18 protein-coding genes and 3 pseudogenes are annotated in these 21,670 nt (G+C 60.2%); 9 read left to right on the forward strand and 12 right to left on the reverse strand.

The window, feature by feature from the left end; all coding sequences use genetic code 11:
- Positions 1-123: 123 nt before the first annotated feature.
- Positions 124-1,623, reverse strand: a complete 1,500-nt coding sequence (locus ACFQEY_RS06460; protein ID WP_379766084.1) for an MATE family efflux transporter — start codon at positions 1,621-1,623, stop codon at positions 124-126.
- Positions 1,623-2,222, reverse strand: a complete 600-nt coding sequence (locus tag ACFQEY_RS06465; RefSeq protein ID WP_379766087.1) for a TetR/AcrR family transcriptional regulator — start codon at positions 2,220-2,222, stop codon at positions 1,623-1,625. Before ACFQEY_RS06465 ends, ACFQEY_RS06460 begins: the two co-directional genes overlap by 1 nt.
- A 173-nt stretch (positions 2,223-2,395) precedes the next feature.
- On the opposite strand from ACFQEY_RS06465, the gene ACFQEY_RS06470 reads away from it, so the two are divergent.
- Positions 2,396-3,013: a TetR/AcrR family transcriptional regulator gene (locus ACFQEY_RS06470; RefSeq protein WP_379766090.1), complete on the forward strand. Its 618-nt coding sequence runs from the start codon at positions 2,396-2,398 to the stop codon at positions 3,011-3,013.
- Positions 3,014-3,078: 65 nt separating this feature from the next.
- On the opposite strand, the gene ACFQEY_RS06475 is transcribed toward ACFQEY_RS06470, so the two are convergent.
- Together ACFQEY_RS06475 and ACFQEY_RS06480 are read right to left on the reverse strand one after the other, a co-directional pair.
- A complete protein-coding gene (locus ACFQEY_RS06475) occupies positions 3,079-3,822 on the reverse strand; it encodes a CPBP family intramembrane glutamic endopeptidase (RefSeq protein ID WP_379766093.1) in 744 nt (247 codons plus the stop codon).
- Between the two features lie 128 nt (positions 3,823-3,950).
- Entirely contained in the window at positions 3,951-4,385 is a 435-nt protein-coding gene (locus tag ACFQEY_RS06480; protein WP_379766096.1) for a DUF7575 domain-containing protein, read from the reverse strand.
- Between the two features lie 203 nt (positions 4,386-4,588).
- On the opposite strand from ACFQEY_RS06480, the gene ACFQEY_RS06485 reads away from it, so the two are divergent.
- From ACFQEY_RS06485 to ACFQEY_RS06495, 3 genes are all read left to right on the forward strand, one after another.
- A complete protein-coding gene (locus ACFQEY_RS06485) occupies positions 4,589-5,464 on the forward strand; it encodes a M48 family metallopeptidase (protein WP_379766132.1) in 876 nt (291 codons plus the stop codon).
- A complete protein-coding gene (locus ACFQEY_RS06490) occupies positions 5,465-5,701 on the forward strand; it encodes a DUF6199 family natural product biosynthesis protein (RefSeq protein WP_379766099.1) in 237 nt (78 codons plus the stop codon). It begins immediately after the preceding gene.
- Between the two features lie 335 nt (positions 5,702-6,036).
- A complete protein-coding gene (locus ACFQEY_RS06495) occupies positions 6,037-7,275 on the forward strand; it encodes a cation:proton antiporter (RefSeq protein ID WP_379766135.1) in 1,239 nt (412 codons plus the stop codon).
- A gap of 206 nt (positions 7,276-7,481) precedes the next feature.
- On the opposite strand, the gene ACFQEY_RS06500 is transcribed toward ACFQEY_RS06495, so the two are convergent.
- The 3 genes and pseudogenes from ACFQEY_RS06500 to ACFQEY_RS06510 form a co-directional block, all read right to left on the reverse strand.
- Positions 7,482-8,906 (reverse strand): IS4 family transposase, encoded by a 1,425-nt coding sequence (locus ACFQEY_RS06500; RefSeq protein WP_379766102.1) that lies wholly within the window; start codon positions 8,904-8,906, stop codon positions 7,482-7,484.
- 274 nt (positions 8,907-9,180) lie between these two features.
- Positions 9,181-10,087, reverse strand: a pseudogene (locus ACFQEY_RS06505) (transposase); the annotation flags it as partial.
- A gap of 190 nt (positions 10,088-10,277) precedes the next feature.
- Positions 10,278-11,492 carry a DUF2238 domain-containing protein gene (locus ACFQEY_RS06510; RefSeq protein ID WP_379766105.1) on the reverse strand — a complete coding sequence of 405 codons (1,215 nt, stop codon included), beginning with the start codon at positions 11,490-11,492 and terminating at the stop codon, positions 10,278-10,280.
- A 215-nt stretch (positions 11,493-11,707) separates the two neighbouring features.
- Between ACFQEY_RS06510 and ACFQEY_RS06515 the strand changes: the two are divergent.
- Both ACFQEY_RS06515 and ACFQEY_RS06520 read left to right on the forward strand, forming a co-directional pair.
- Positions 11,708-12,709, forward strand: a pseudogene (locus ACFQEY_RS06515) (sulfatase-like hydrolase/transferase); the annotation flags it as partial.
- A complete protein-coding gene (locus ACFQEY_RS06520) occupies positions 12,710-13,132 on the forward strand; it encodes a GtrA family protein (RefSeq protein WP_379766108.1) in 423 nt (140 codons plus the stop codon).
- Between the two features lie 294 nt (positions 13,133-13,426).
- Here the strand turns inward: ACFQEY_RS06520 and ACFQEY_RS06525 are convergent, their stop codons facing one another.
- From ACFQEY_RS06525 to ACFQEY_RS06535, 3 genes are all read right to left on the reverse strand, one after another.
- Complete coding sequence (locus ACFQEY_RS06525; protein ID WP_379766111.1) at positions 13,427-14,809, reverse strand: hypothetical protein; 1,383 nt, start codon at positions 14,807-14,809, stop codon at positions 13,427-13,429.
- An 82-nt stretch (positions 14,810-14,891) separates the two neighbouring features.
- Positions 14,892-16,283 carry a transposase gene (locus ACFQEY_RS06530; protein WP_379766114.1) on the reverse strand — a complete coding sequence of 464 codons (1,392 nt, stop codon included), beginning with the start codon at positions 16,281-16,283 and terminating at the stop codon, positions 14,892-14,894.
- Between the two features lie 177 nt (positions 16,284-16,460).
- Positions 16,461-17,204, reverse strand: a complete 744-nt coding sequence (locus ACFQEY_RS06535; protein ID WP_379766117.1) for an ABC transporter ATP-binding protein — start codon at positions 17,202-17,204, stop codon at positions 16,461-16,463.
- A gap of 184 nt (positions 17,205-17,388) precedes the next feature.
- On the opposite strand from ACFQEY_RS06535, the gene ACFQEY_RS06540 reads away from it, so the two are divergent.
- Complete coding sequence (locus ACFQEY_RS06540) at positions 17,389-18,429, forward strand: ATP-binding cassette domain-containing protein (protein ID WP_379766120.1); 1,041 nt, start codon at positions 17,389-17,391, stop codon at positions 18,427-18,429.
- Positions 18,426-19,196 (forward strand): ABC transporter permease, encoded by a 771-nt coding sequence (locus ACFQEY_RS06545; RefSeq protein WP_379766123.1) that lies wholly within the window; start codon positions 18,426-18,428, stop codon positions 19,194-19,196. The genes ACFQEY_RS06540 and ACFQEY_RS06545 overlap by 4 nt, the downstream gene beginning before the upstream one ends.
- A 103-nt stretch (positions 19,197-19,299) precedes the next feature.
- Here ACFQEY_RS06545 and ACFQEY_RS06550 read toward each other — a convergent pair whose 3' ends face one another.
- Both ACFQEY_RS06550 and ACFQEY_RS06555 read right to left on the reverse strand, forming a co-directional pair.
- The gene (locus ACFQEY_RS06550; protein WP_379766126.1) at positions 19,300-20,487 is read right to left on the reverse strand and encodes an MFS transporter; all 1,188 of its coding nucleotides are present in this window, start codon (positions 20,485-20,487) and stop codon (positions 19,300-19,302) included.
- A gap of 124 nt (positions 20,488-20,611) precedes the next feature.
- Positions 20,612-21,205 (reverse strand): NAD(P)/FAD-dependent oxidoreductase, encoded by a 594-nt coding sequence (locus ACFQEY_RS06555; protein WP_379766129.1) that lies wholly within the window; start codon positions 21,203-21,205, stop codon positions 20,612-20,614.
- Positions 21,206-21,383: 178 nt separating this feature from the next.
- On the opposite strand from ACFQEY_RS06555, the pseudogene ACFQEY_RS06560 reads away from it, so the two are divergent.
- Positions 21,384-21,512: pseudogene (locus tag ACFQEY_RS06560) on the forward strand (alkane 1-monooxygenase); the annotation flags it as partial.
- Positions 21,513-21,670 lie beyond the last annotated feature (158 nt).

Consider the following 21,670-nt stretch of genomic DNA (forward strand, 5'->3'; position numbering starts at 1 on the left):
CAACAACCTCAAGAAGCTCGCCAAAACACTATGATCCCGCTCCCGTACCGCATTTTCAATAGAGCAGTTCAAAGTGGCGCTCAATTCGTGATTCGTTGATTGGATGTGAGTCAGTCATCGGCTTCAGTCATCACCTGCTGCTGTCTCGATATTTGTTTCGTCGAGATTGACTTTCGATTCGGTCAAGTCGCTTTCACGCCACGTGCCGCGCCGGTACCATGCGTAGGCGATGATCGCTCCAGCGACGTTCGAGACCGCGAATGACAGCCAGACACCCGTCTCTCCGAGCGGGCCTGCGGTGATCCACGCGACCGGGAAGCGAATAACACCGAGCATTAACACGGAGATGGCCGCGGCAGTGAGTGTCTTCCCGGCTCCCCGGAAGCTTCCCGTGTAGGCCCGCGTAATCCCGATGAACCCGAAGGTCAAGGCGACGTAGCGAAGGAACTGCGCAGCGATATCGACGACCTCGGGGTCAGTCGTGAACACGTCGGCGATAGGTGCGGCGACGAAGAAGACAACGACCCCCGCGGCCGTGAGGACGCCGAAGAGGACTTTCGCCGCGAGTCCCGCCGCTTGTTCTGCCCGGTCCGGTTTGTTGGCCCCCATGTTTTGCCCAGTCATCGTCTCCACCCCACGGGCGACGGCGACGGCCGGGAGGAAAATCACCGAAAACACGCGCGTCCCGATCCCGTAGGCGGCGACCACGGTGTCCGGGAAGAGTGCGACGATGACTAACAACAGATTCATCGAGAGCGCCCGTCCAGTGCCCTCGATCGACGCCGGCAGGCCGATGCGGACGAGCCGCCGGAGGTACGAGAAATCCGGCACCATATCCTGCAGGTGAATCTGGACCCCGCGGTTCCCGCGGAACATGATCGCGAGGCCGACGACCAGCGCGAGCCCGCGGGAGAAGACGGTCGCGATCGCCGCACCCGTGATCCCGGACCCCGTGTAGCCGGTCATTGCGAACAGCGTCGATTCGAGGCCGCCGAGGCTGAGCATCGCAAACAGCGGATTGCTGTCGAAGCCGAAGATCAGGAACGGATCGATGACGATGTTGAGCACGACCGAGCCGAACATCACGAGCATCGGCGTGATCGTGTCTCCGTACCCGCGCATGAGGGCGACGAAGACGAAGAAGCCGAACATGAACAACAGGCCAAGTGAGATGACTTCCATGTAACTCGTCGCCAGCGGCAGCACGTCCTGGGACGCGCCCATCACGTCGAGGAACGTCTCGACGAGGAAGTAGCCGACGCCGCCGAGGATGACCGAGGCGATAACTGCGAACGTCACCGTCTGCGAAGCGGCATACTCGGCCTCGCGCTCCTCGTCTGCACCAGTAAACTGGGCGACGAGCACGCTGCCAGCGACGGAAATCCCCATCCCGAGCGAGATGAGCAAGAACACCATCGGGAACGCGAAGCTGATCGCCGCCAGTGCGTCGGTGCTGTACTGGCCCAGCCAGAACGTATCGGCGAGGTTGTAGGCGGTCTGGAAGAGATTGGTGACGACGATCGGCATCGACAGGAAGAACAGTGGCTTCCCGATGCCACCCGACGTGAGGTCGAACTCTTCGGGGCCCTTGAAGAGCGAACGAATACGGCTGAACAGCGCCATTACTGCGCGACCTCTGGTTGCTCATCGGCGAGCAGATGTCGCTCGATGTGTCTGGTCATCGTGACGTAGAGTTGCTCAGAGGATTGGTTGATAGCGATGTCTCGCGTGTGTGCACCGGTAATCGTCGTTGTGAGATATTCCGCGTCGTGGGTTGGCTCGATGGTGTCGTCGAACCCGCCAGCGTCCACACCAGCCGCGAGTATCGCCCGCAGTTGTTCGGACAGGACCTCGTCGAATTCGGTGAGGCGTTCCTGCAGCGTCGGATCGTACGGGGCCTGCGCCTTCAGTTCGAGCATCGCTGTTCGAAATTCTCTCAGAGACGGATCAGCGTCGGTACTGAGTAATACCTGGAGGAGCGCGTCAAGCTGTTCCTGCGGCGTGTCACCCACAGGAGAGTCCACTCGGTCGATGAATCGCTCGAACAATTCGTCGAGAAAGGCGGCAATCAACTGGTTTTTGGAGTCGTAGTGGTAGTGAATTGATGCCTTGCTCGTGTCCGCTTCGACAGCGATATCCTGGAGTGTAAGGTTTGCGTAGCCATGCTCGCAGAGAGCACGGTATGTCGCATCCAGTATCTCGGTGGCTGGATCGTCTGCCATGTGGTCGATAGGCTACTTACTAACCAGTCAGTCAAAAGCCTTTGGAAGTACAAACCTGACTGAGAAGTCGCCGTTATTTCCGCCCAGACTACGTGCTACAGGAGAGATACTGTGTGGCCGATTCTAACGAGTATGTCAAAACTGTTATTGGGAGCAGGACGAACATTCTACTAATGGCAGACCTGCCGGATCGGGCTTCGTCGGATTCTGACGAGGAGATTATGCGTGCGACCTATCGCGCGCTTCGAGACCACGGATACGCTGATCTCACGATCAAACGGATTGCCGAGGAGTACGGGAAATCGACCGCTGCCGTTCATTACCACTACGACACGAAAGACGACCTACTTGTCGCTTTTCTTGACTATGTCCTTGACCAGTTCGGCGAGACGATACACGAGGTTGAGACGATCGATCCCGAACAGCGACTCGAACTCCTGCTCGACAAGTTACTCGTTGCTCCGGAGGACCATCACGACTTGTTGATCGCAATGCTCGAGATGCGGAGTCAAGCACCGTACAATGAGGCGTTCCGCGACCGGTTCCAACAGAACGACGAGTACGTCCGGTACATGCTCAGAACCGTGATCGATCATGGTATCAATGAAGGCGAATTCACCCCCGTTGATTCCGAACACGTCGCACGGGCGCTCATGACCATCGTTGACGGGGGGCGTACTCGGGCGGTCGTTCTGGACGAGACGGATACGCTCGCAACGGCCAGACGAACCGCAGATGAATACGTGAACGCCGTCCTCAGAGCTGACACAGACGGGAGCGGAGAGACCTAGTACAGGTTGCCAGCTAGTTACAGGTCGCAAGGGAAACATTCTGGTCCGTGACTTCAAGCAGGGGTTCAAGACGGCACGGGAATATCGTTCACCGCGACTGCCCATTGGCCGGCAAACAGTATCGCGTTGTATATGCCGTGGACGACGATTGGAACGAGGACGTTACCGGTTCGTTCGTAGAGCCCGCCAAGGATGAGGCCAAGGAGTATCGTCACGACGATATATGTGAGTTTGCCGCTCCCGGCCAGCGCGGCATAGTGGGCAACACCGAAGAGACAACTGGCGATGACGATGGCCGGGACTGCCCCGTAGGCACGGCGGAACAGACCCTGAACCACGCCACGAAACACTAGCTCTTCGCCCGGACCGACGAACAGAAGCGTAATCGGAATCATCACGAGAAAGAGTTCCGGATTCCGTTGTCCCATCGTAACGACAGTGTTCTGTGCTTGCTCAGCACCAATCGCAGTAATGACGATGCCGACGAGATACACCGCCACGAACAACCCGACGAGACCAGTGACTATCCAAGCGATATCGCGGAGAGTTGGCATGCGGACACGAACGAGGTCCCCAACGTCGGTAACGCGGAGGTAGGCTCCGACGACAGCGATGAACCCGAGGTACTGAGTAATAGACGTTGCAGCGAGCACTGCTGTCGACGGTGGGCTGAGACTAAAGCCCATTAGCGCCATTCCGAGCGTCACCGGGATGCCAAGACCAATACCCAGTGCAAATGCCAACACGATGACGATCAATGCATGCGCAAGCACCCGTGCCTGTTTCTCGACGGATACTCGATTACTCATGTGTAGAATTCGTTCGCCCGGAGCCTTGAATCAGAACCTGCCAGCTACTGCCGAACTCGCCCCATGCATTGCCATGGAAACACACAACACGGGGGAGTGGATTGGTAAACCGGTCAGAAATTGCCGTTTCAGCGTTCATGTCGCCCATCTCGATCGTTCGGAAAGCCTGCTCCTAGATCCCCGATCTCCGTCGTACACCAGTGACAAAACTCCAGATCTGAATCGAGTTCCTTCCCACAGTTCGGACAGTGTGTAAGCTGTCCATCCGGAGTAACGGTCAGCCGAGCGACCGCATTATGAGCGTGTGCGAGAAGATACGCGTCGAAGACGCTGAGACTCCCCACAATCAGAATCGGAGCGATCGCTAGGGGATCGACGGCGTTCCAGTTTGCGAGTGCCTCGACGGCCGCAGGGTCAACGAAGAGGACAGTAACCCCAAACAGAACGCCGACCCAGGCAAGCCCACGCCCCCACCGCCGGAGGTAGAGGTGCCCGAACCCTGTCGCAACTGCTCCGAGCAGCGCAGCGAGCCATGGCCGCTTTCGAGAGATCGACTGGCTCATAGTGAAACTAACCGGTTGGTCAGCCATAAGTCTTCTTGACCGTTGAAGGACTATAACTCGGCCATCTATAAGGGCGCTATATCCGCTGTAATCCGTATCTCTCTGCATCATCTGCCTAACGATCCCGTCAGGTTATAGAGAACCACTTTTATAGCCCTAACTACGTAGTGCCCCCTATGCGACACTTCGGACTCAAAGTACGGATGGCCGTAGTCGGAGCCATCCTCGCGGGATTCTACCTCGTAGCCGTCGCCGTAGCGATGGTGGCGTTCGGCGAGGGCATCCTCCCGATTGCCATCGTCGGCAGCATCCTCTTGATCGGAATCCAGTACAAGGTCGGCAAGTGGGCCGCGTTACGGAGCGTTGGGGCCGAGGACCTGCCCGAGACCCAGTACTCGCAGATCCACCAATTCGTTGAACAAGTCTGTCGAGACAAGGATATGGAGAAGCCATCGCTGAAGATCGCCGACATGGGCGTGCCGAACGCGTTTGCGGTCGGCCGCCGCGGCAACGGCACGGTCGTCATCTCCCGGGAACTCATCCAGTTGCTTGACCGCGATGAACTAGAGGGCGTCATCGCTCACGAACTCGCGCACATCGACAATCGTGACGTCATCACGATGCAACTCGGCCAGGGTATCGCCTCCATCGTCGCCATCGTCGCCCAGTACATCGTGCTGTTCACGGGCGACAACGACCTCGCGGACTTCTTCCTCGCCATCGTCGTCGGGAATATCGTCCAGTTCTTCGTGATGATCTTCGTGCTTGCCATCTCCCGGTATCGGGAATACGTCGCCGACGCCGACGCTAGGGATGTCATCGGGCAGGGTGAGCCGCTTGCGCGCGCTCTCGAGAAGATCCACCAGGGCAACCAGCAGGCCCGCGAGTCGGCGAACCAGCGTACCCGTGGACCGGCCAGTCAGCGCGGCCGCGGGCGGGGCAACCAGCGCTCCCGCGACCAGGGCGTCGACCAGCAGGTGAGCGCGCTCTGTATCTCCAGTCCCGACCGCGGCTTCCTTCAGCAGATCATCTCCACGCACCCACCCATGGAGAAGCGCATCCAGCGGCTCCGCTCGTAGATGCCCGGCATCCGCGAACTCCTCGCGGTCGTCCTCGGTGCCCTGTTGGGCATTGCGTTGATCACCGCGCCGCGAACGGCCCTCCGGTTATCCGTATTCGTCGGCCCGAACCGCCGGCGTCGTGGCGAATACGGTATGGAAGAAACTGTCTCCAACAAGTGGACGTGGGTCGTACGTGCGCTCGGTGTCGCGTGTCTCGCTATCGCCGTGTTTATCACCCATCAAACGTACCTCTGATTTCGCTTTCTTCTGCTTCCCTAGGAACCGACCCCCACGTCTTCCACGTAGACGAGACCGACATACTTATTCGACTGACTAACTGATTAGTAACCACCGATGGAGTTGTCGCTATGGCGCTCTGCCGGCAGATGTGGTCATCACGTCCGTAGTCGGCGAATCGCCAATTCAGCGCGTAGGAGCGGGACACGACGCGTTCGGGACGATTCAACAGGAGTTCGTAGTAACCGACCCATTGGATGGTCCCGCATGGTGTGCGGATCCTCGATATCGTCGACACATTTCTGGGAAGACCACTCGCCCACACCCCAGCCAATCGCAAGGGTACCTCGATAATGGTCGAAACCGTCAGCATCGATCTCCTAAGCCTGTTACTCGTTCTAACTGTCGCCTGGATATTCGGTGGTGTCGCCGAGCGGTTCGGATACCCGACGATGATGGGTGAATTGTTCGCCGGGATTGCTTTCGGTCCCCCGCTTCTCGGCCTGTTGCAACCGTCGAACCTCTTGACCGTCCTGGCAGAGCTCGGCGTCTTTCTCCTGATGGTGTACGTAGGGATGGAAGTCGACCTCAGAGAGCTGTTCCGGCTCGGACCGCAGTCGTTGTTGATCGCGTTCGGAGCGTTCGTCATTCCCTTCGGCCTCGGCTATGCCGCGGGCGTTTGGCTCGACGTGTCCACCGATGCGGCGCTCTTCCTCGGCCTTGCTATGGCCGCTACCTCCCTTGCGACTAAATCCCGCATCCTTGCTGACCTCGAGTTACTCGATACCCGCATTGCGAATGTATTGCTCGGAGGTGCGCTCGCATCCGACGTCGGCGTCCTCATCGCGTTCGCGGGCGTCGACAGCTACGTCACTGCCGGCGCGCTTGATCCGCTGGAGATCGGCGTGATTGTGGGGAAGGCGCTCGGGTTCTTCGTGGTCACGATTCTGCTCGGATACTGGTTCCTGCCACGAGCCTGGATGCACATCGAGCGGTACCGCAAACAGTACGGATTCGTCGACAAAACCACCGCGTTCATGTTCGCTCTGTTGGTCTCGCTTCTGTTCGCTCAACTGGCGACGCTGGCGGACCTGCACATGGTCATCGGCGGGTTCATCGCCGGGATGTTCCTCCGACAATCCGACGTCGAACCATCCCTGTACGAGCACATGCACACGGTTATGTACGACCTCGCGATGGGGTTTTTCGCCCCAGTGTTTTTCGTGACAGTCGGGTTTGACATTACATTCGATGTCTTCTTCGAGTCGTTCGGAATCCTCGTCGCGCTCGTTGCCATAGCATTCCTTGGGAAGATCCTTGGCTCGTGGCTGTTCGCCTTGCCGACATCGCTGACCTCCCGTGAGGGGCTCGTCGTCGGCTTCGGGATGAACGGGCGCGGGACCGTCGAGATCATTATCGCGTCAGTCGCGCTATCGGCCGGTGTCATCGATGCGCAGCTGTTCTCGATTCTCGTGTTCATCGCCATCTTCACGACCGCGTTGGTCCCGGTCACCGTTACGTGGGGCGTACGACTGCTCGAACGTGCGGACGAGCTTGTTTACGTCGATAGTGCGCAGCTGGGTGACCATTGATCACCTCCCACGGCTAAAGCGCTGTCTCTTACCCATAACTCAACGGCAGCGAGAAAAATTAACCAAAATCGACCCGAGATAAAAAAATTGGTCAGGGGGAAGTCATTATTGACGTCGAATTCAGATTCTCAGAGAGTTGGGTGGCTGTGACTCCGAGTAGAACAGTGAACTCACGGTGAGTTTCGCTGAATGAGCGGCTCTGGCGCTCATTCAGCACCGAGTTCGTAGCCTTCTGCCCACATGCGCAGCTTCTGGAGTCCTTTCCACATCGTCTCCCAGCCTGGTGGTGGATCAGATCCCCGGTCCAGGTACCCGCCAAGCTTCGCTACATGGACTGCGTACGCTTTGCCGCTCTGTTCGTGCAGTTCTGGAAATTTCGTTTCCAGAACTGCGCGTTCGGCGTCGCTCAACAAGATTTCTGGAGCAACCGACTCATCTCCACGGGCTAGCTCTCGTAACTCCAGGACCTTCCACGCAATTACCGAGTAGACACTCAGCAACACCTCCATACGCTCCCACGTCTGGAGTTGACGCTCTTCGATTTTACAGCCACTCTTCAACACTTTGTGCCAGTCTTCGATTCGCCAGCGGAGACCGTAGTAATCGATGAGAGTCAATACGTTATCGTATTGTTCGACCGATTCAGTGGTGAGTAACACCCACTGAATCGGGTCATCAGAGTCGCTGACTTCGTCGACTCTCACGACGTTCACCTCAACTGCACCCTCTTGATCTGGATTATTTCGTGGCGCACGCAACTGACACGTCCCAGTTGCGATCGACACTTTTGCTGTCCTCGCTTCTCGTCCACCTGCTTGCTGAATCTCGATGGATTTGCGACCTCGCTCGGCGAGGTCGCGACTCCAATCAAAGAGTTTCCCTTCGTCACCGTCTTCTGTCAAAATCCGCCGGTTTTGATTCGCTCGGACCAGAAACCCGGCGTTATCCATCTCTTCGATGACTTCCTGGTAGAACGCGAATGCGTCTGCGCCCCGATCATGGATGAACAGCGGACGAATTTCATCGGCAAGCCAGTCTCTGGCTTGCCTGTCCCCTCGAATCCATTTGTCCTGCTCGCTTTCGAGGAGAATGGGCTCTTTTTTCCCATTTGCGTCGTACTTCTCGCTGGCTTGCTGGTCTTCGATCAGCGCCTGCTGATCGATGACCCCGGTCATTCGATGCGTCTGCGGATGAATCCCGATTGATGAGTGGAGTTTGATCCCTTCGAGATCCGTCTCAGAGTTACCAATATCGCCGAGTCCTTCCTTGGATGGATGCCTTGGAAAGACAAGTTCGGTCGTATCGGAAACAATCAACAGTTCGTCTAAATGAGCGACTCGTGATCGTTGTTCCTGCTTGTGAGCGGAGAGAATCTCGTTCGGTTCCACACGGTCGTTATCGCAGAATCGGTATGTAGCCTTTGTGGACGGCCAATCCTCGCAGGATGCGGGGATGGACTCGGCAGGCGAACTGCCGAGTTCATCCCCAATCTGTACAAGACGACCAGTGAGACGCTCATCTCCAAACTCGGCTGATCGAAACTCCGTTCGAATCCATCCAGAGACGTCCATGTCACGGAGCTGTCCATCTTCGTCGAGTTCTGGCCTCCATCCTCGTGAACGATGCCCCATCTTCCGGCGTTAGTTCGTCAGCTACGGCGTTAGAACTTGTGGGTAAGAGACAGGGCTAAAGCGGGGGATTCCTCCGCGGGGATGAAGTTGAGACTACAGCGGGATTAGCGGGGCTGTGATGCGTTGTCTCACCCGAATCGATGAGTAGAAACGGATTCAGATCGCTTTCTGAACGAGCGTTCTTATTAAATATACAACCAATTTGAGGTTTACCGAGACCGCAGATAGTGTAGCCACTCAGACGCCGCGCTACCACGGGCAGAGATCCTCGCAATCAGATCCCGGTTCCCTTCTTCAACAGTGTCAGCGTGTTGTCGGCCGTCACGATCGGCGAATATTCATATTCACCGGTCAACTCGACCTGTACCAGCAGATCGATTGCTCGCCAGGTAGAGTACAGCAGACAGGCGAACGCGAAGTAGAAGAATCGAAGCCCGAAATTCTTCGACATCGTCGCAGCCATGAACCGTTTGATCGGCCTGTATCTACCCTCGATCTCCCAGCGATACCCGTACTCAGTGAGGAAGCCACTCCCGCAATTCGTCATGAACACCGGGTATTGCCGGTGGTCGTCGTGCTCTGAGTCCCCCTTCTGCCGATAGAAGCGTCGTCTCGTGCCACTCGTTCTCCCCGAGATGGAGTTTACGGTTAGTCTCGTACCGGTCTTGATCATATCGAAGCAACCGTTTCGCCTGCGATTTCTCGCTGGTCTGCATCCGCTTCGGGACGACCTAGGAGAGACCACGCTGGCTAATCATCTTCAAGACGTGCTGGCTATCGAACTCGCGTTCCATCAGGACATTATCGACGTGGACGAACTCTTCAGCCGAATCCAACAAGTCCTTGACAATCCTCCTGCGTGACTCGCCTTTCCGTACTGGCCGGGCATCGAGGACGATTGGGACAGCGTTGCTGACGAGCTGGACTGTTGCCTACTGGTGGGCGTACTCGTTGGTCTGTTCTTTCGTCCCGATTATCTCGTCTTCGTGGCCCGTTCTATCGCCTGTGAAGGGGTTGGCTTCAGCGATGTTGATGGCAACGAGACCCACACGAAAGAACTCCTCCGTCTCTGCGACCTTGCCGATGAGGTGCCGTATCGCCTGCCGATTCATCTCTCGAATCTGCTGGATAGAGAGATCTCGAATGTGGTCGCGGTGGGCGTATCCGAGTGGTGTTCGATCTTATTGTAGAAATGCGTCTTACCGCCACAGATCTTCCGTTAATCGACTTGGCGAGGGCGACCCCAAGCAGCGAAATCGAAGATGATTATTTTCGCTCCAGGTTCGTGACCGTAGTCTCGCCGTGACGGATGCAACTTCGAGACTGGAGGGAAGTATCCACCAGTAGTGCTTCACAAAAGAGAGGCGGATCTCAAATGTCGAACCGCTGTTCGAGCTGGAGTGCGAGGTAATCAGAGACGGCGACGAGATATACCGTTCCCCAGGCCGCGACGATTACCGCACCGACGGCGTCGAAGATCAGATCGACGATCGTATCGTCGATTCCGTGTTGTGCGAGGACGGGATCGAATCCCAGCAGCAGTGCGCTCCGGTCGATCGCGAACTCGAGCAGTTCCCAGACGACGCCTGCCGCTAGGACGAACACAAGCGTGCACGCGAACATCGCCCACGGCGGGAGGTGGATCGACGGCGTGTGGATGTAAATCGCCCGCAGCGTCGCGTACCCCGCGGCGGCGACGACCGTCGCGGAAAACGTGTGGGTGAGCGCATCCCACGGTGGGAGCAGTCCGTACAGCCCGGCGGTGCCGAGGACGTGGAGAAAGACGGCGCTCGTGATCCAGAGTGCGAGGCCGGGCTCGACCGGGAGGCCGAAGTCTCGCTCCAACAGCGCCGGCACGAACGTGATCGCGAGCGCGACGCCGGCGTTGACCAGGAACGGCAACTGGCGCGTCCAGAGCCCGTAGCCGAACGTGAGCGCGAGGAGAACCTGCATCCCGCGGGCTAGCTGTCGCTGTCTCTTAATCGACAGGTTCAACCGTTCGCTGAGAAGCGCCGATTCGGTAGGCGTCGCCCCCGTGAACGGCAGCGTCTCGGACGTTCGACTGTCGGACAGATCGGTGACCCGCCGGAAGTAGTAGAAGAAGATAATCCCGGCGAGCACGCCGGCAACGGTCACGTACACGAACTCGACCATAACCGCGGTATTGATGGCGGCCTGCGTCCGGCCGTCGAGCAGGAACGACGTACTGAACAGCACGTCGGCGGTCCAGCGAAGGACGTTTAGGAGCGCCGCCATCGCGAGCGTTGAGAGGACGGTGAGGACGACGGCGAACCACGGGACAAGTCGGAGGGCCGTGAAGTGGTGAATCTCGACCACGAACAGGAGTCCGAGCGTCGCGAGCGACAGGCTCGGGACGATACCGGTCCCGAGGGAGAACGGAACGACGGTGTCCCAGAGAATCGGGAGACAGACCAACAGGAGAAAGAACCACGGCGGTATCACCGTCGGATCGCGGAGCGCGACGGCCGGCCCGACGACGATCGCGAGCGCGACGACGCTAAACAGCACCGCCCCGTAGCGACGGGTCACGAGCCCGCGGTACGCGGTGCCAGCGAGAACAAGCACGAAGAGCCACGAGAGCGCCGTATTTAGCGTTGACCTGTCGAATATTCCATTGAGATGATATTTTTCATTCATAGGTTACTGTTGTTTCCGTGCCGTTCGTATTGCTGTCGGATTTCGGGTGCCGACAAAATTTAGATTATCGGGTCGATTACTCCGCGATACAAGAACGTTCATCGTTAAGGTATCTATCGTGTTTGGCGGCACTGTCTAGTTAACAGCTGGCGATCTCCCCCGCCCGGCGGATCAGTTCGTGGTTGCGCGGCAACACGGACGACCGGCCGTTCCTTGACACCTCGCAGATGTTCGACGTCGAGCACGCGGCCGCCGAGTTCGTCACGGAGACCGACTCGCCGTTCTTCCTGTGGGTCCACTACATGGACGCCCACATCCCGTACGTCCCCGCGCCACGGTACATCCGTGAGGTATCCTTGGATCTGCTGGGCACCCACCGGATGCTCCATGCGCACACGCGGACCGGCCTGGGGTGGGACGTCGGCGAACGGACGCTTGGAGACCTCCGGACGCTCTACCAGGCGTCGATCCGGCAAATCGACGCCATCATCGGCCGGCTCATGGAGACGCTCGTCGACAACGACGTCGCAGACGAGACCGCGGTCGTCCTGGCCGGCGACCACGGCGAGGAGTTCCAGGAGCACGGCCATCTCGCCCATTACCCGAAGCTGTACGACGAGCTGATCCGGATCCCGCTCGTGGTCGATGTCCCCGGCTCAGAGGGCCGCCGAATCGATGGGCAGGTCGACCTCGACGCCGTTCCACCGACGGTAGCGGACCTGCTGGACGTCGATGCCCCCGCCGAGTGGCAGGGCGACTCCCTCACGCCCAGCGTCTTCCACGAGGACGCTCCGACCGACGAGCCGGTCGTCTCCGTCACCGTCCGCGGCGCGGACGTGACGGCCCAGCCCATCCCCCGGTCACTCGACGACGGCGACCTGCTCGTCAGCGTGCGAGACCGGGACTGGACCTACGTCGAGAACGTCGACGAGAGGACTCGGGAGCTGTACTACCGGCCAGCGGATCCGACCCAGCAGGACGACCGTTCGGCCGATCCGACCACCGAAGAACGGCGCGTCATCGAGCGCTTCGGATCCATCGTCGACGACCACGCCGCGACGCTCCGCGGACAAGCGGGGGAGACGGCGACCGGCAACGTCGACGATGACCTCGGGGCGCGGCTGTCAGCCCTGGGGTACCGATAGATGGTCAGGAGCTTCCTTCGCAACCTCTCAAGCGGTCCGCTCGCGCCGCAGCTCCGTCGATTCGTCCTCGTCGGGACGTTCACGGCTGGCGTCCAGATGGTCCTGCTGTGGCTCCTCGTCGACATTGGTCGGCTGAACTACCTGGTCGGGGCAGTGATCGCCATCGAGATTACGATCGTCCTCTCGTATGTGCTCAACAACGCCTGGACCTTCAGAGAGTCGCGGAACACGGGCTGGGAGGAGTACCTCTTCGGCTTGCTCAAAACGAACGTCGTACGCGGAACGGCAATACCCATCCAGGTCGGGGTGTTGTTCGCTCTCGTCGAGTGGGCGAACTTTCCGTATTTGGTCGGGAACGGGGGTGGTATCGTCGTCAGCGGGATCTACCGGTATGTACTCGATGTACGGTGGACCTGGGGATGACCACGATGCCGTCCTCGCTCTCGTTCGGGACGTCTTCCGGTTTCTTTGCGGGCGTTGCCGAGGCGCTCGTGGAGTCTGCGACGGGCTGGCCCGCATAGGGTTCGTCTTCCTTTACTTGTTTCTGATCGCGTTCGCGCTACCCGGCCCCGACGAGACCGTGCTCGCGGTGCCGCTCGACCTCACCCTCCCTGGGTGAGCCTGGGTAGCTTCTTACTTATCAATGCGATCGGCAGTCGGAGCGGGCCCCACCGCCTCGCCGTTCATCGGACCGTGTCGTCGTCGAACTCCGCGTGCTCAGCCCTGTCGGTATCGCGCGCTCCACCTGGGCAGCGAACGGCGATAGAGGCCGACGCCGATGAGGCCGAGCCCGATGCCGCCGGCACCGAGCGCGGCGAGAAGGCCGGATGACACCGGGGCGAGCGCGAACCCGACGACGAGGATGGGGACGAGTGGAACGACCATCGCAGCTCCGAAGACGGCGAACAGCGCCGTGTCGAAGAGGAACTCGTTGGGAGAGAGCCCGGTGAGGTAGACGGTAATCCCGAAGATGTAGCAGGCAACGCCGACGAGCAGGACGGCCCCAACGAGGACTTCGAGCAGCGGCCCGCCGCGCCAGGCGACCGCGAGCACGTAGAACGCGAGGCCGACGACGGGACCAAGCAGAAGGAACGCCCGGAACTTCGCGGCGAAGACGGCCGAGACTGGCAGCGGGTGAACCCGGTACGAGTCGACATCGTCGGACTGGGTGAGCCAGTTGTACGTCGTGAAACCCGAGAGCCCGAGGATCGCGCCGAACGAGACGCCGACCGAGGGCGAGACGCCCGTGATCTCGCCGGCCAGGTCGACGAGGCTGGCGGTGACGCCGAGGAGGATCGCGGCCGAGAACAGCACCTTCCAGAACCCGCCCGAACTCCGGTGGACGTCGAGCAGCGTCTTCGTCGCGACCGGGTCGCCGATCCGGCGCCACCAGCGACGGAACGACGGGCCGACGGTGCGCGCGGGCCGCCGTGCGCTCGCGTCGAACGTGAGTGCGCCGACGAGGAAGACCCCCGCGATGGCGGCCAGCGTCGCGCTGACTCGCGGGAGCGACCGGTCGAGGAACACCCCGTAGGGCGTGTAGGCGACGACATCGAGTCCGCCAAGGACGGCTACTCCAATCGTCGCGCCGAGTGCGGCAACCAGAGTACGTCCCGGGATCCCCTGACGAACGAGCCCGAGTACGGCGATGGTCGTGCCCATGCCGAGGACGAACGTCAGCGTCAGCGTCGCCCACAGGAGGAGTGCGGTGCCACCGGTGGGGACCAGGCCGGCGATGCCGTCGGCCGTACTGACCGCCGCTAAGGTCCCCAGCGACATCGGTACGAGGAAGAGTACCGCGTAGTAGACGAGATCCTTGACGACGAAGATACCCAGCAGCCGGTCCTGGGAGAGCGGGAGCGTCCGGGCGCTAAAGACCAGTAGTGTCAGGTCGCCCAGCAGGTTCCGGAGGGCGTCGCGGCCGACGAAGCCGATCGACCCGGTGTGCAGACCGAAGACGAAGACGAGCGCGTGGAGGCCGGCGAAGACGGTCCCCGGATCGGTGCCGGTCGCGACGAGGAGCCATGCCGCGCCCGCGGTCAGCGCGGCGATCAGGACAGGGAACGCGGCGAAATGGCCTCCGCGGAAGAGCCCGTCCAAGAATCCACTTGGCCGAGTACATCGGATACGCGGGTGACCCTACCTCCGACTTACCATTGACAAAAACTACGACGGGTTGTGACTATCGCGCTATCGCGTCGGCGACTGCGTGGCTGTCCGGCCCCCGGCCGGACCGCCACAGCTTCAACAGGTTGTGCGTCGCTGCGAACAACGACCACTCGGCACGTGCTCCCGTCTCTCCACGCAACAGGAATCTATCACACCCCCGTGTGACGTGCTGGCCGAACACCGGCTCCACGGTCTGACTTCGCTTGCGGTAGATTTGTTGCCCTCGTTTCGTTCGCAACTTCCGCTCCATCCGTTCTTTCGGGCCATACGAGTCGGGGATCCGCCCCCGGGGCGGAGCCGCCTCTCGCAGTTCTTTCCGTCGCTTCCAGTCCTTGGTCGTAGCGATGAACAGTTCCGTCTGCTCATCTGCTACTTGCGCGTTCGCGTTGCTCCAATACCCGGCATCGGCAAGCGCCCGCTCCGGGCGCTTGTCGTTCACCTCCTCACAGATCTCCAGCATCGGCTTGAGCTGCTGGACATCGTTTGCGTCAGTCGTCACATCCTGCGCAACGATGACCTGCGTGTCACAGTCCACCATCGCCTGGCCGTTGTAGCCCTGTTTCCACCCGTTGCGGGTTTTGAGCGTTTGACTCTCTGGATCCGTCGTGTTCGCCTTTGTGTCGTCCGGAAGCGCCACCTCCTCCGGAGGTGTGGGCTTCCGGCCACGTTTCTTTTGACCTGATTCTTTCTCTTCCCGCTCTCTTTGACGAATTTTCTCGGCCTGCTCCTCCTTGCGTTGCTGTTCCTTGGCGTTAAGCCGTTCCTTGGCTTCTTGTAACCGTTCGAGACGATCCTCTTGCTCCCGGAGTTCCTCCGGGAGCTCGTCTCCTCGGTTTTCTGGTCCATACTCCTCATCTTCGGCCGCGTCGATCTCGGCAGCTTTGTCGAGGATAGCTTGGATTTCCTCGGTGATCTGGTCACGAGTCCGATTTTGGTCGAGGGCAGCGTCGCCCTGGACGCGACGGCCGTCCAGGGCGACTTCGCCCATCTCGGCCATGCCAGCTTCCCGACAGAGACGAAGAATCTCAACGAAGAGATGCTCGAACTCCTCGCGGTGGTTCTTGCGAAAGAGGCTGATCGTACGGAAGTCGGGCTGTTGATTCGCGGCAAGGTAGCGAAACGCGACGTCACGTTCGAGGAGCCGATCGAGTTTGCGGGAGCTGCGGATACCAATACAGTAGCCGAAGACGAGGACTTTCAGCATCATTACGGGATGGAAGGACGGCCGCCCGCGGCCGTCCTCCCGGTCCTCCGGATAGAAGGGGTCAAGCCGGCCCTCGTTGTCGAGATGATCGATGACATCGGAGACGTAGCGTTCGAGGCTATCCTCTTCGACCCACTCCGCGACGTTCTTTGGCAGGAGATGTTGCTGATCTTGGTCGTATTGAATGAAGTTGAACGTCACGAATGAATCCTTACGCTGTACAAGGGTTTCTACTAAATGAAATTTACGTCATGTGTACACAGTGCTCGTAGACTCTGAGGTATTCTGCCGATGTTTCTTGGACAGGCTCGGAAGAGGTGGCTATGCATACGCCACTCCTCGCGGAGCATGGCGACGAAAACGCGGCGGGTCCGGCCGTCAGTCATGGGTTGCCACACCCCGCTCGACGCTCGCGTCGACCCGGTCAAGGAACACGTCGAGCAGCGTCTCCTCAGCCGGGAGCTCCGACGGGCGGACGTCGGCAACGAGGTCGCCGCTGTACATCACGCCGACGCGTGTGCACAGCTCCGCCGCCACGTCCACGTCGTGCGTGGTGACGATGACCGTGTTGCCAGCCTCGCGGTACTCGCTCAGGAAGCGCTTGACTCGCTCTTGGACGATGGGATCGAGGTTCGCCAGCGGCTCGTCGATGAACACGAGCGTGGGCTCGTGGAGGAAGGCGGCGGCGATCATCGCCTTCTGTTGTTGGCCCCGGGAGAGGTCCGTCGACATCGTGTCGAGTTGCTCTGCAAACCCGAGGCGGTCCGCCCAGGTCTCGACCTGCTCGTCCACTTGCTCGTCGGGGATGTTTCGGACTGCGCCGACGAACTGGAAGTACTCCCGCGGCGTCATGAAACTCGGCGGCGACTCCTTCTCAGGGAGGATGCCGACCCGCTCGCGTACTGCTGTCGGATCGGCGACCGGGTCGACGTCGAGGACCGCGACGCTGCCGCGCTCGGGCGTTATCTGACCGGTGAGTATCTCCATCGTCGTGGTCTTGCCGGCCCCGTTCGGCCCGAGGAGGCCGAACAGTTCGCCCTCGGCGACGGTCAACGAGAGCCCGTCGACCGCGGTCACGTCCCCATATGTCTTGGTAAGGTCCTGGATCTGGATCGCTGTCACGGTTGTCTTCCGACAATCCTCGCCCGGACGGTATAAGTGGTGGTCAGGATTGATAGCTTATTGACTGGTCGGGACCACGCCGAGAACGTATCAACGCATCCAATACCTTCGACACCGAGGGGCTTCACTCCTCTAGTGACTACTTACGTACTGACCGGTTAGTCAAACCCGATCGAGAACTCTCATGGCTGCAATCGAGATTGACGGATTGACCAAGACATTTGGGGATACGACCGCGGTGGACGACCTGTCCTTCACGGTCGAAGACGGCGAGGTGTTTGGCTTGCTCGGACCGAACGGTGCGGGCAAGTCGACGCTGATCAACATGCTCGTTACGCTCTTGCGGCCGGATGCCGGAACTGCAACGGTCAACGGCTACGACATCACGGAAGAGACCGCCGCCGTCCGCAACAGCCTCGGCATCGTCTTCCAAGAACCGGCGCTCGACGAAGACCTGACTGGCGAGGAGAACCTGGCGTTTCACGCGCGACTCTACGGCATGAACAAACGGGAACGTGAAACCAACATGGGCGAGGTGTTTGAACTGGTCGGGCTGACCGACGAACGTAACGGTCTCGTCGGCACGTACTCCGGCGGGATGAAACGCCGACTCGAAATCGGACGCGGACTCCTCCACGAACCAACCGTCCTCTTTCTCGACGAACCGACAGTCGGGCTGGATGCACGAACCCGCCGGGATACGTGGGAGTACATCCAGCGGATGAACGAGGAGGCTGGCGTGTCGATCGTTTTGACCACCCACTACATCGAGGAGGCCGAACAGCTCTGTGACCGCGTCGCGATCGTCGACGACGGCGATATCGCCGCGATTGATTCGCCCGCGGCACTCAAAGATTCACTGGGCGGCGACGTCGTCTCGCTGGCCGTCGACGGGCCCGTGGCGGACGTGTGCGACCGCCTCGATGCACGACCGTGGGTTATCGGGTACGAAACCAACGAGGCCAGTGTCAATGTCACCGTCGAGCGCGGTGAGGCGCGAATCGCCGAGCTGGTACGCCTGGCGGACGATGCCGGCGTGGCGATAAGGTCCGTCGACATCCATCGGCCGAACCTCGAAACGGTCTTCCTCTCGCTCACCGGCACGACGATCGAAGAACGCGAAGCAACCGGTGACAGTGAATCCGGGACGGACGGCGAGTCGGAGAGACAGACTGGTTCGATGACGAGACGGACCCGGACTGTGACGTCGGAGGGGACGGAATGAATTTGTTCGATCCGCTGAGTATCTACGCGCTCTGGTTACGCGATGTCAAGCGGTTCCTGCGAACACCGTCTCGGATCGTCGGCTCGGTTGCGATGCCGCTGTTGTTCCTCGTCTTCCTGGCGTTTGGATTCAGTGGTGTAGCGATTCCCGGGCTCCCCGAGGGTGTGGACTACCTCCAGTTCCTCGTCCCCGGGATGGTCGGGTTCACGATGCTGTTCGGGGCGTCCTTTGCCGGGCTCTCGATTCTGTCTGATCAGGACGTCGGGTTCCTGAAGGAGATTCTCGTGGCCCCGGTCAGCCGCACGTCGATTGTCCTCGGCCGCATCGCCGGTGGCTCAACCACGGCGCTCGTCCAGGCGATCCTGATTCTCCTGCTCTCAATCCCGCTCGGCTTCCGTGTCGTGAGTCTCCTCTCGCTGCCGTTGGCGCTGGTATTCCTCCTCCTGATTGCGGTCACGTTCGTCGGGTTAGGCGTCGCGCTCGCCTCCCAATTCAGCGACAGCGAGGGATTCGGCCTCGTCGTCCAGTTCGTCATCTTCCCGCTGTTCTTCCTCTCGGGCGCGATCTATCCGATTTCCAGCTTCCCGACGCCGGTCCAGTTCCTCGCGCTCGTCAACCCCCTGACCTACGGCGTCGACGGCCTCCGAGCGGTGCTGGTCGGGGCCTCCGAGTATCCGCTCGCGCTCGACTTCGGTGCACTTCTCGTTTCCTCCGCGGTCACGGTCGGAGTCGGGACGTACCTCTTCGAGCGGGTCGAAGCAGTCTGACGGTCGACGCCCGCGTCGTCGGCCGTTTTGTCCCGGTTGGCTGTTGGGAAGCTGACTAGCTCAGCAGGGCATCCCGGTCTACTCGTCCGACAGTTCGACGCCGTCAGTCGGTACTTACGCCGGGTGACGGGCCTCGCTCGGGAGCCGTGATCCGCCGGACTGCTCGCAACGCGAGCACGGCGATCGCTATCTCCAACCCGCCAGCGGCGAGGAACGCCGGCAGGTAGCCGTAGAGTTCCGTGATGGTTCCGCCGACGAGAAACCCGCTCAGCATCCCGAGGCTCCCGAACACGTTGAACCCGCCCATCGCCGCACCGCGTTCCGACGCTGGCACGATGTCGGTGACGAGCGCCATCGTCGTCGGAGAGACCAACGCTCCACAGATACCGACGAGAACCATCAACCCTGCCGCGATACCGTATCTCGGTGCGAAGACGACAGCGATGATCGTCACTCCGTACAACATCGACCCGACGATGACTGGGAGGAATCGGCCGATCCGATCGGAGAGCGACCCGACTGGATACTGCAACACCGCGAACGGGACGAAGAACAACGCCAGCGTGAATCCTGCTGTCGCAGCGTCGATTCCGAACGCGTCTCTGAAATAGGCGACACCTGTCAGTGCGAAGAATCCAGCAGTCAAGCGGTCGATGTAGCCGAACGCGAACGGGACAAGCAACGTCGGGCGAGTTCGGACGCGTGCAATGACTGTGCCGACCGGGAGCCCGCCGCCGGCGCTCCGGTCGGGTACCGTCCACGCCAGGGCGGCCGCACTAGCGAGCAGCACTGCCCCGCCGTACAGGGGCGCGAGCGGATCGAGACCTGTGAGTTGTCCGCCGACGACTGACCCGAGTGCGGCTCCGAGTCCGATAGCCGTTCCGGCCGCGCCCATATTTCGGCCGTGTCCCCCCGAGAGGTCCATCAGCATCGTGATCGAAAGTGAGAACGCACCGATCGTGAACGCCCCGCCAACGACGCGTAACAGTAACACGGCCCCGAAACCGAGACCGAGGGAGGGAGCGAACGCGACCGCCAGATAACTCGCTGCACCGCCCGTAGCGCCGAGCACGACGAGTGGGGAGCGAGTGCCGAGCGAATCACTCACGATGCCCCACAGGACGGCACAGACGACGAACGCGCCGAACTCGGCGGCCAAGAACCACGTCCCCGCGAGAATGCTCTCGCCGCCGCCCAGCACCGAGACGATCTCGTCGAGCCCCGGATAGAGAAATACCTGTGACACGAGGACGCTCCAGACGACGAGCGCAAGTCGGGATCGGTCACTCATTGGGACGAACTCCTCGCAGCGCCGCAGTTTGACCGCTAGCATTGCTCCCGTGGATTCGGCTATACCTGGCTGGACAGTCACCCGAAGACGGGAGGGAGCGAATGAGACAAGGGGACACCGAAGATCACTGATTCTCGGCGTCGACTAACGACCCGAACAGTTCTTCGGCGTCCGCTGGCACGTCGAAGTCGTGGAAGTGCTCACCTCTCTCTTTCGTGAGAATGTTGAGCGCGGCTGCCGCACCGTCACCTGCGGAGATGACTGCCTGCCACTCCTCGGCCCGAGCCATCGCGCCCGTGGCATAGGCGTCTTCGACCGACGTTTCCATCGTTACGTCCACGTCGATGACATCCTCATCGGTGAACGCACAGCCCAAGTCATCCGCTAGATCGCGGTTTGCCCCCGTCGCTAACACGACGTAGTCTGCCGTGGACTCGTCGTCAGCTGTGGTGACGAGGAAGCCATCGTCGGTCGTCGAGACCGACGTGACTTCGGTGTCCTGGTGACGGGTGACGCCAAGATCATCAACCTGTTCGCGGAGCGTGGTTATGTAGGTCGACCCGTCGATTGACCCGATCCCAGGGTAATTGAATAGGTGGGCCTTGTGTAGCCACGTCTCGTCGGTGTCGAAGACAGCCGTTCCCAGGCCATTTTTCGCCGTGAACAGTGCGGCACTGAGGCCAGCCGGACCACCGCCGATAACGAGTACGTCTGCCATACGATCTAATTGTTTGGTCAGTATGAAAAATATTCCCAATCCCACCGGTACTCGACCGTACGCAGGGAGCCTATCGAGAGTCTATCGCTGAGCAACTCCCGCAGACAGTCTGTCAATTGGGGCGAGAAACGTGCTGGACTAACCAAACCGTTAACCTGTGCCGTCGTCGAATCCGAGCATGGATCTCTCTGCCGTTGACCTGTCCCCCGTTCCCACCGATGGGACTGCGAGTGATGTATACGCGAACACCGTCGAGGCCGCTCAACAGGCCGAACAGCTCGGCTTCAAACGATTCTGGGTGGCTGACATCCGTCTTTAGTTAAGTCTCTATCTATCTTTAGTTAAGTCTCACACTTCGGTTATGTAGCGGTAGCGAGCGTCTCTTGTAAGATTGGTCGTTGCTTGTGGATCTTTTGAGCGTCTTCGATTAGCCGGTCGAGCAGCGGCGGTGGTGAGTAGCCGAGG

Origin of the sequence: Halorubrum trueperi (assembly GCF_042662525.1) — an archaeon.
GTDB classification, from domain to species: Archaea; Halobacteriota; Halobacteria; order Halobacteriales; family Haloferacaceae; genus Halorubrum; species Halorubrum trueperi.

Coding starts and splice junctions, on each gene's coding strand:
- ACFQEY_RS06460 (WP_379766084.1), bottom strand. CDS start 1,623: ATGGCGCTGTTCAGCCGTATTCGTTCGCTCTTCAAGGGCCCCGAAGAG.
- ACFQEY_RS06465 (WP_379766087.1), bottom strand. CDS start 2,222: ATGGCAGACGATCCAGCCACCGAGATACTGGATGCGACATACCGTGCT.
- ACFQEY_RS06470 (WP_379766090.1), top strand. CDS start 2,396: ATGGCAGACCTGCCGGATCGGGCTTCGTCGGATTCTGACGAGGAGATT.
- ACFQEY_RS06475 (WP_379766093.1), bottom strand. CDS start 3,822: ATGAGTAATCGAGTATCCGTCGAGAAACAGGCACGGGTGCTTGCGCAT.
- ACFQEY_RS06480 (WP_379766096.1), bottom strand. CDS start 4,385: ATGAGCCAGTCGATCTCTCGAAAGCGGCCATGGCTCGCTGCGCTGCTC.
- ACFQEY_RS06485 (WP_379766132.1), top strand. CDS start 4,589: ATGGCCGTAGTCGGAGCCATCCTCGCGGGATTCTACCTCGTAGCCGTC.
- ACFQEY_RS06490 (WP_379766099.1), top strand. CDS start 5,465: ATGCCCGGCATCCGCGAACTCCTCGCGGTCGTCCTCGGTGCCCTGTTG.
- ACFQEY_RS06495 (WP_379766135.1), top strand. CDS start 6,037: ATGGTCGAAACCGTCAGCATCGATCTCCTAAGCCTGTTACTCGTTCTA.
- ACFQEY_RS06500 (WP_379766102.1), bottom strand. CDS start 8,906: ATGGGGCATCGTTCACGAGGATGGAGGCCAGAACTCGACGAAGATGGA.
- ACFQEY_RS06520 (WP_379766108.1), top strand. CDS start 12,710: ATGGTCAGGAGCTTCCTTCGCAACCTCTCAAGCGGTCCGCTCGCGCCG.
- ACFQEY_RS06540 (WP_379766120.1), top strand. CDS start 17,389: ATGGCTGCAATCGAGATTGACGGATTGACCAAGACATTTGGGGATACG.
- ACFQEY_RS06545 (WP_379766123.1), top strand. CDS start 18,426: ATGAATTTGTTCGATCCGCTGAGTATCTACGCGCTCTGGTTACGCGAT.
- ACFQEY_RS06550 (WP_379766126.1), bottom strand. CDS start 20,487: ATGAGTGACCGATCCCGACTTGCGCTCGTCGTCTGGAGCGTCCTCGTG.
- ACFQEY_RS06555 (WP_379766129.1), bottom strand. CDS start 21,205: ATGGCAGACGTACTCGTTATCGGCGGTGGTCCGGCTGGCCTCAGTGCC.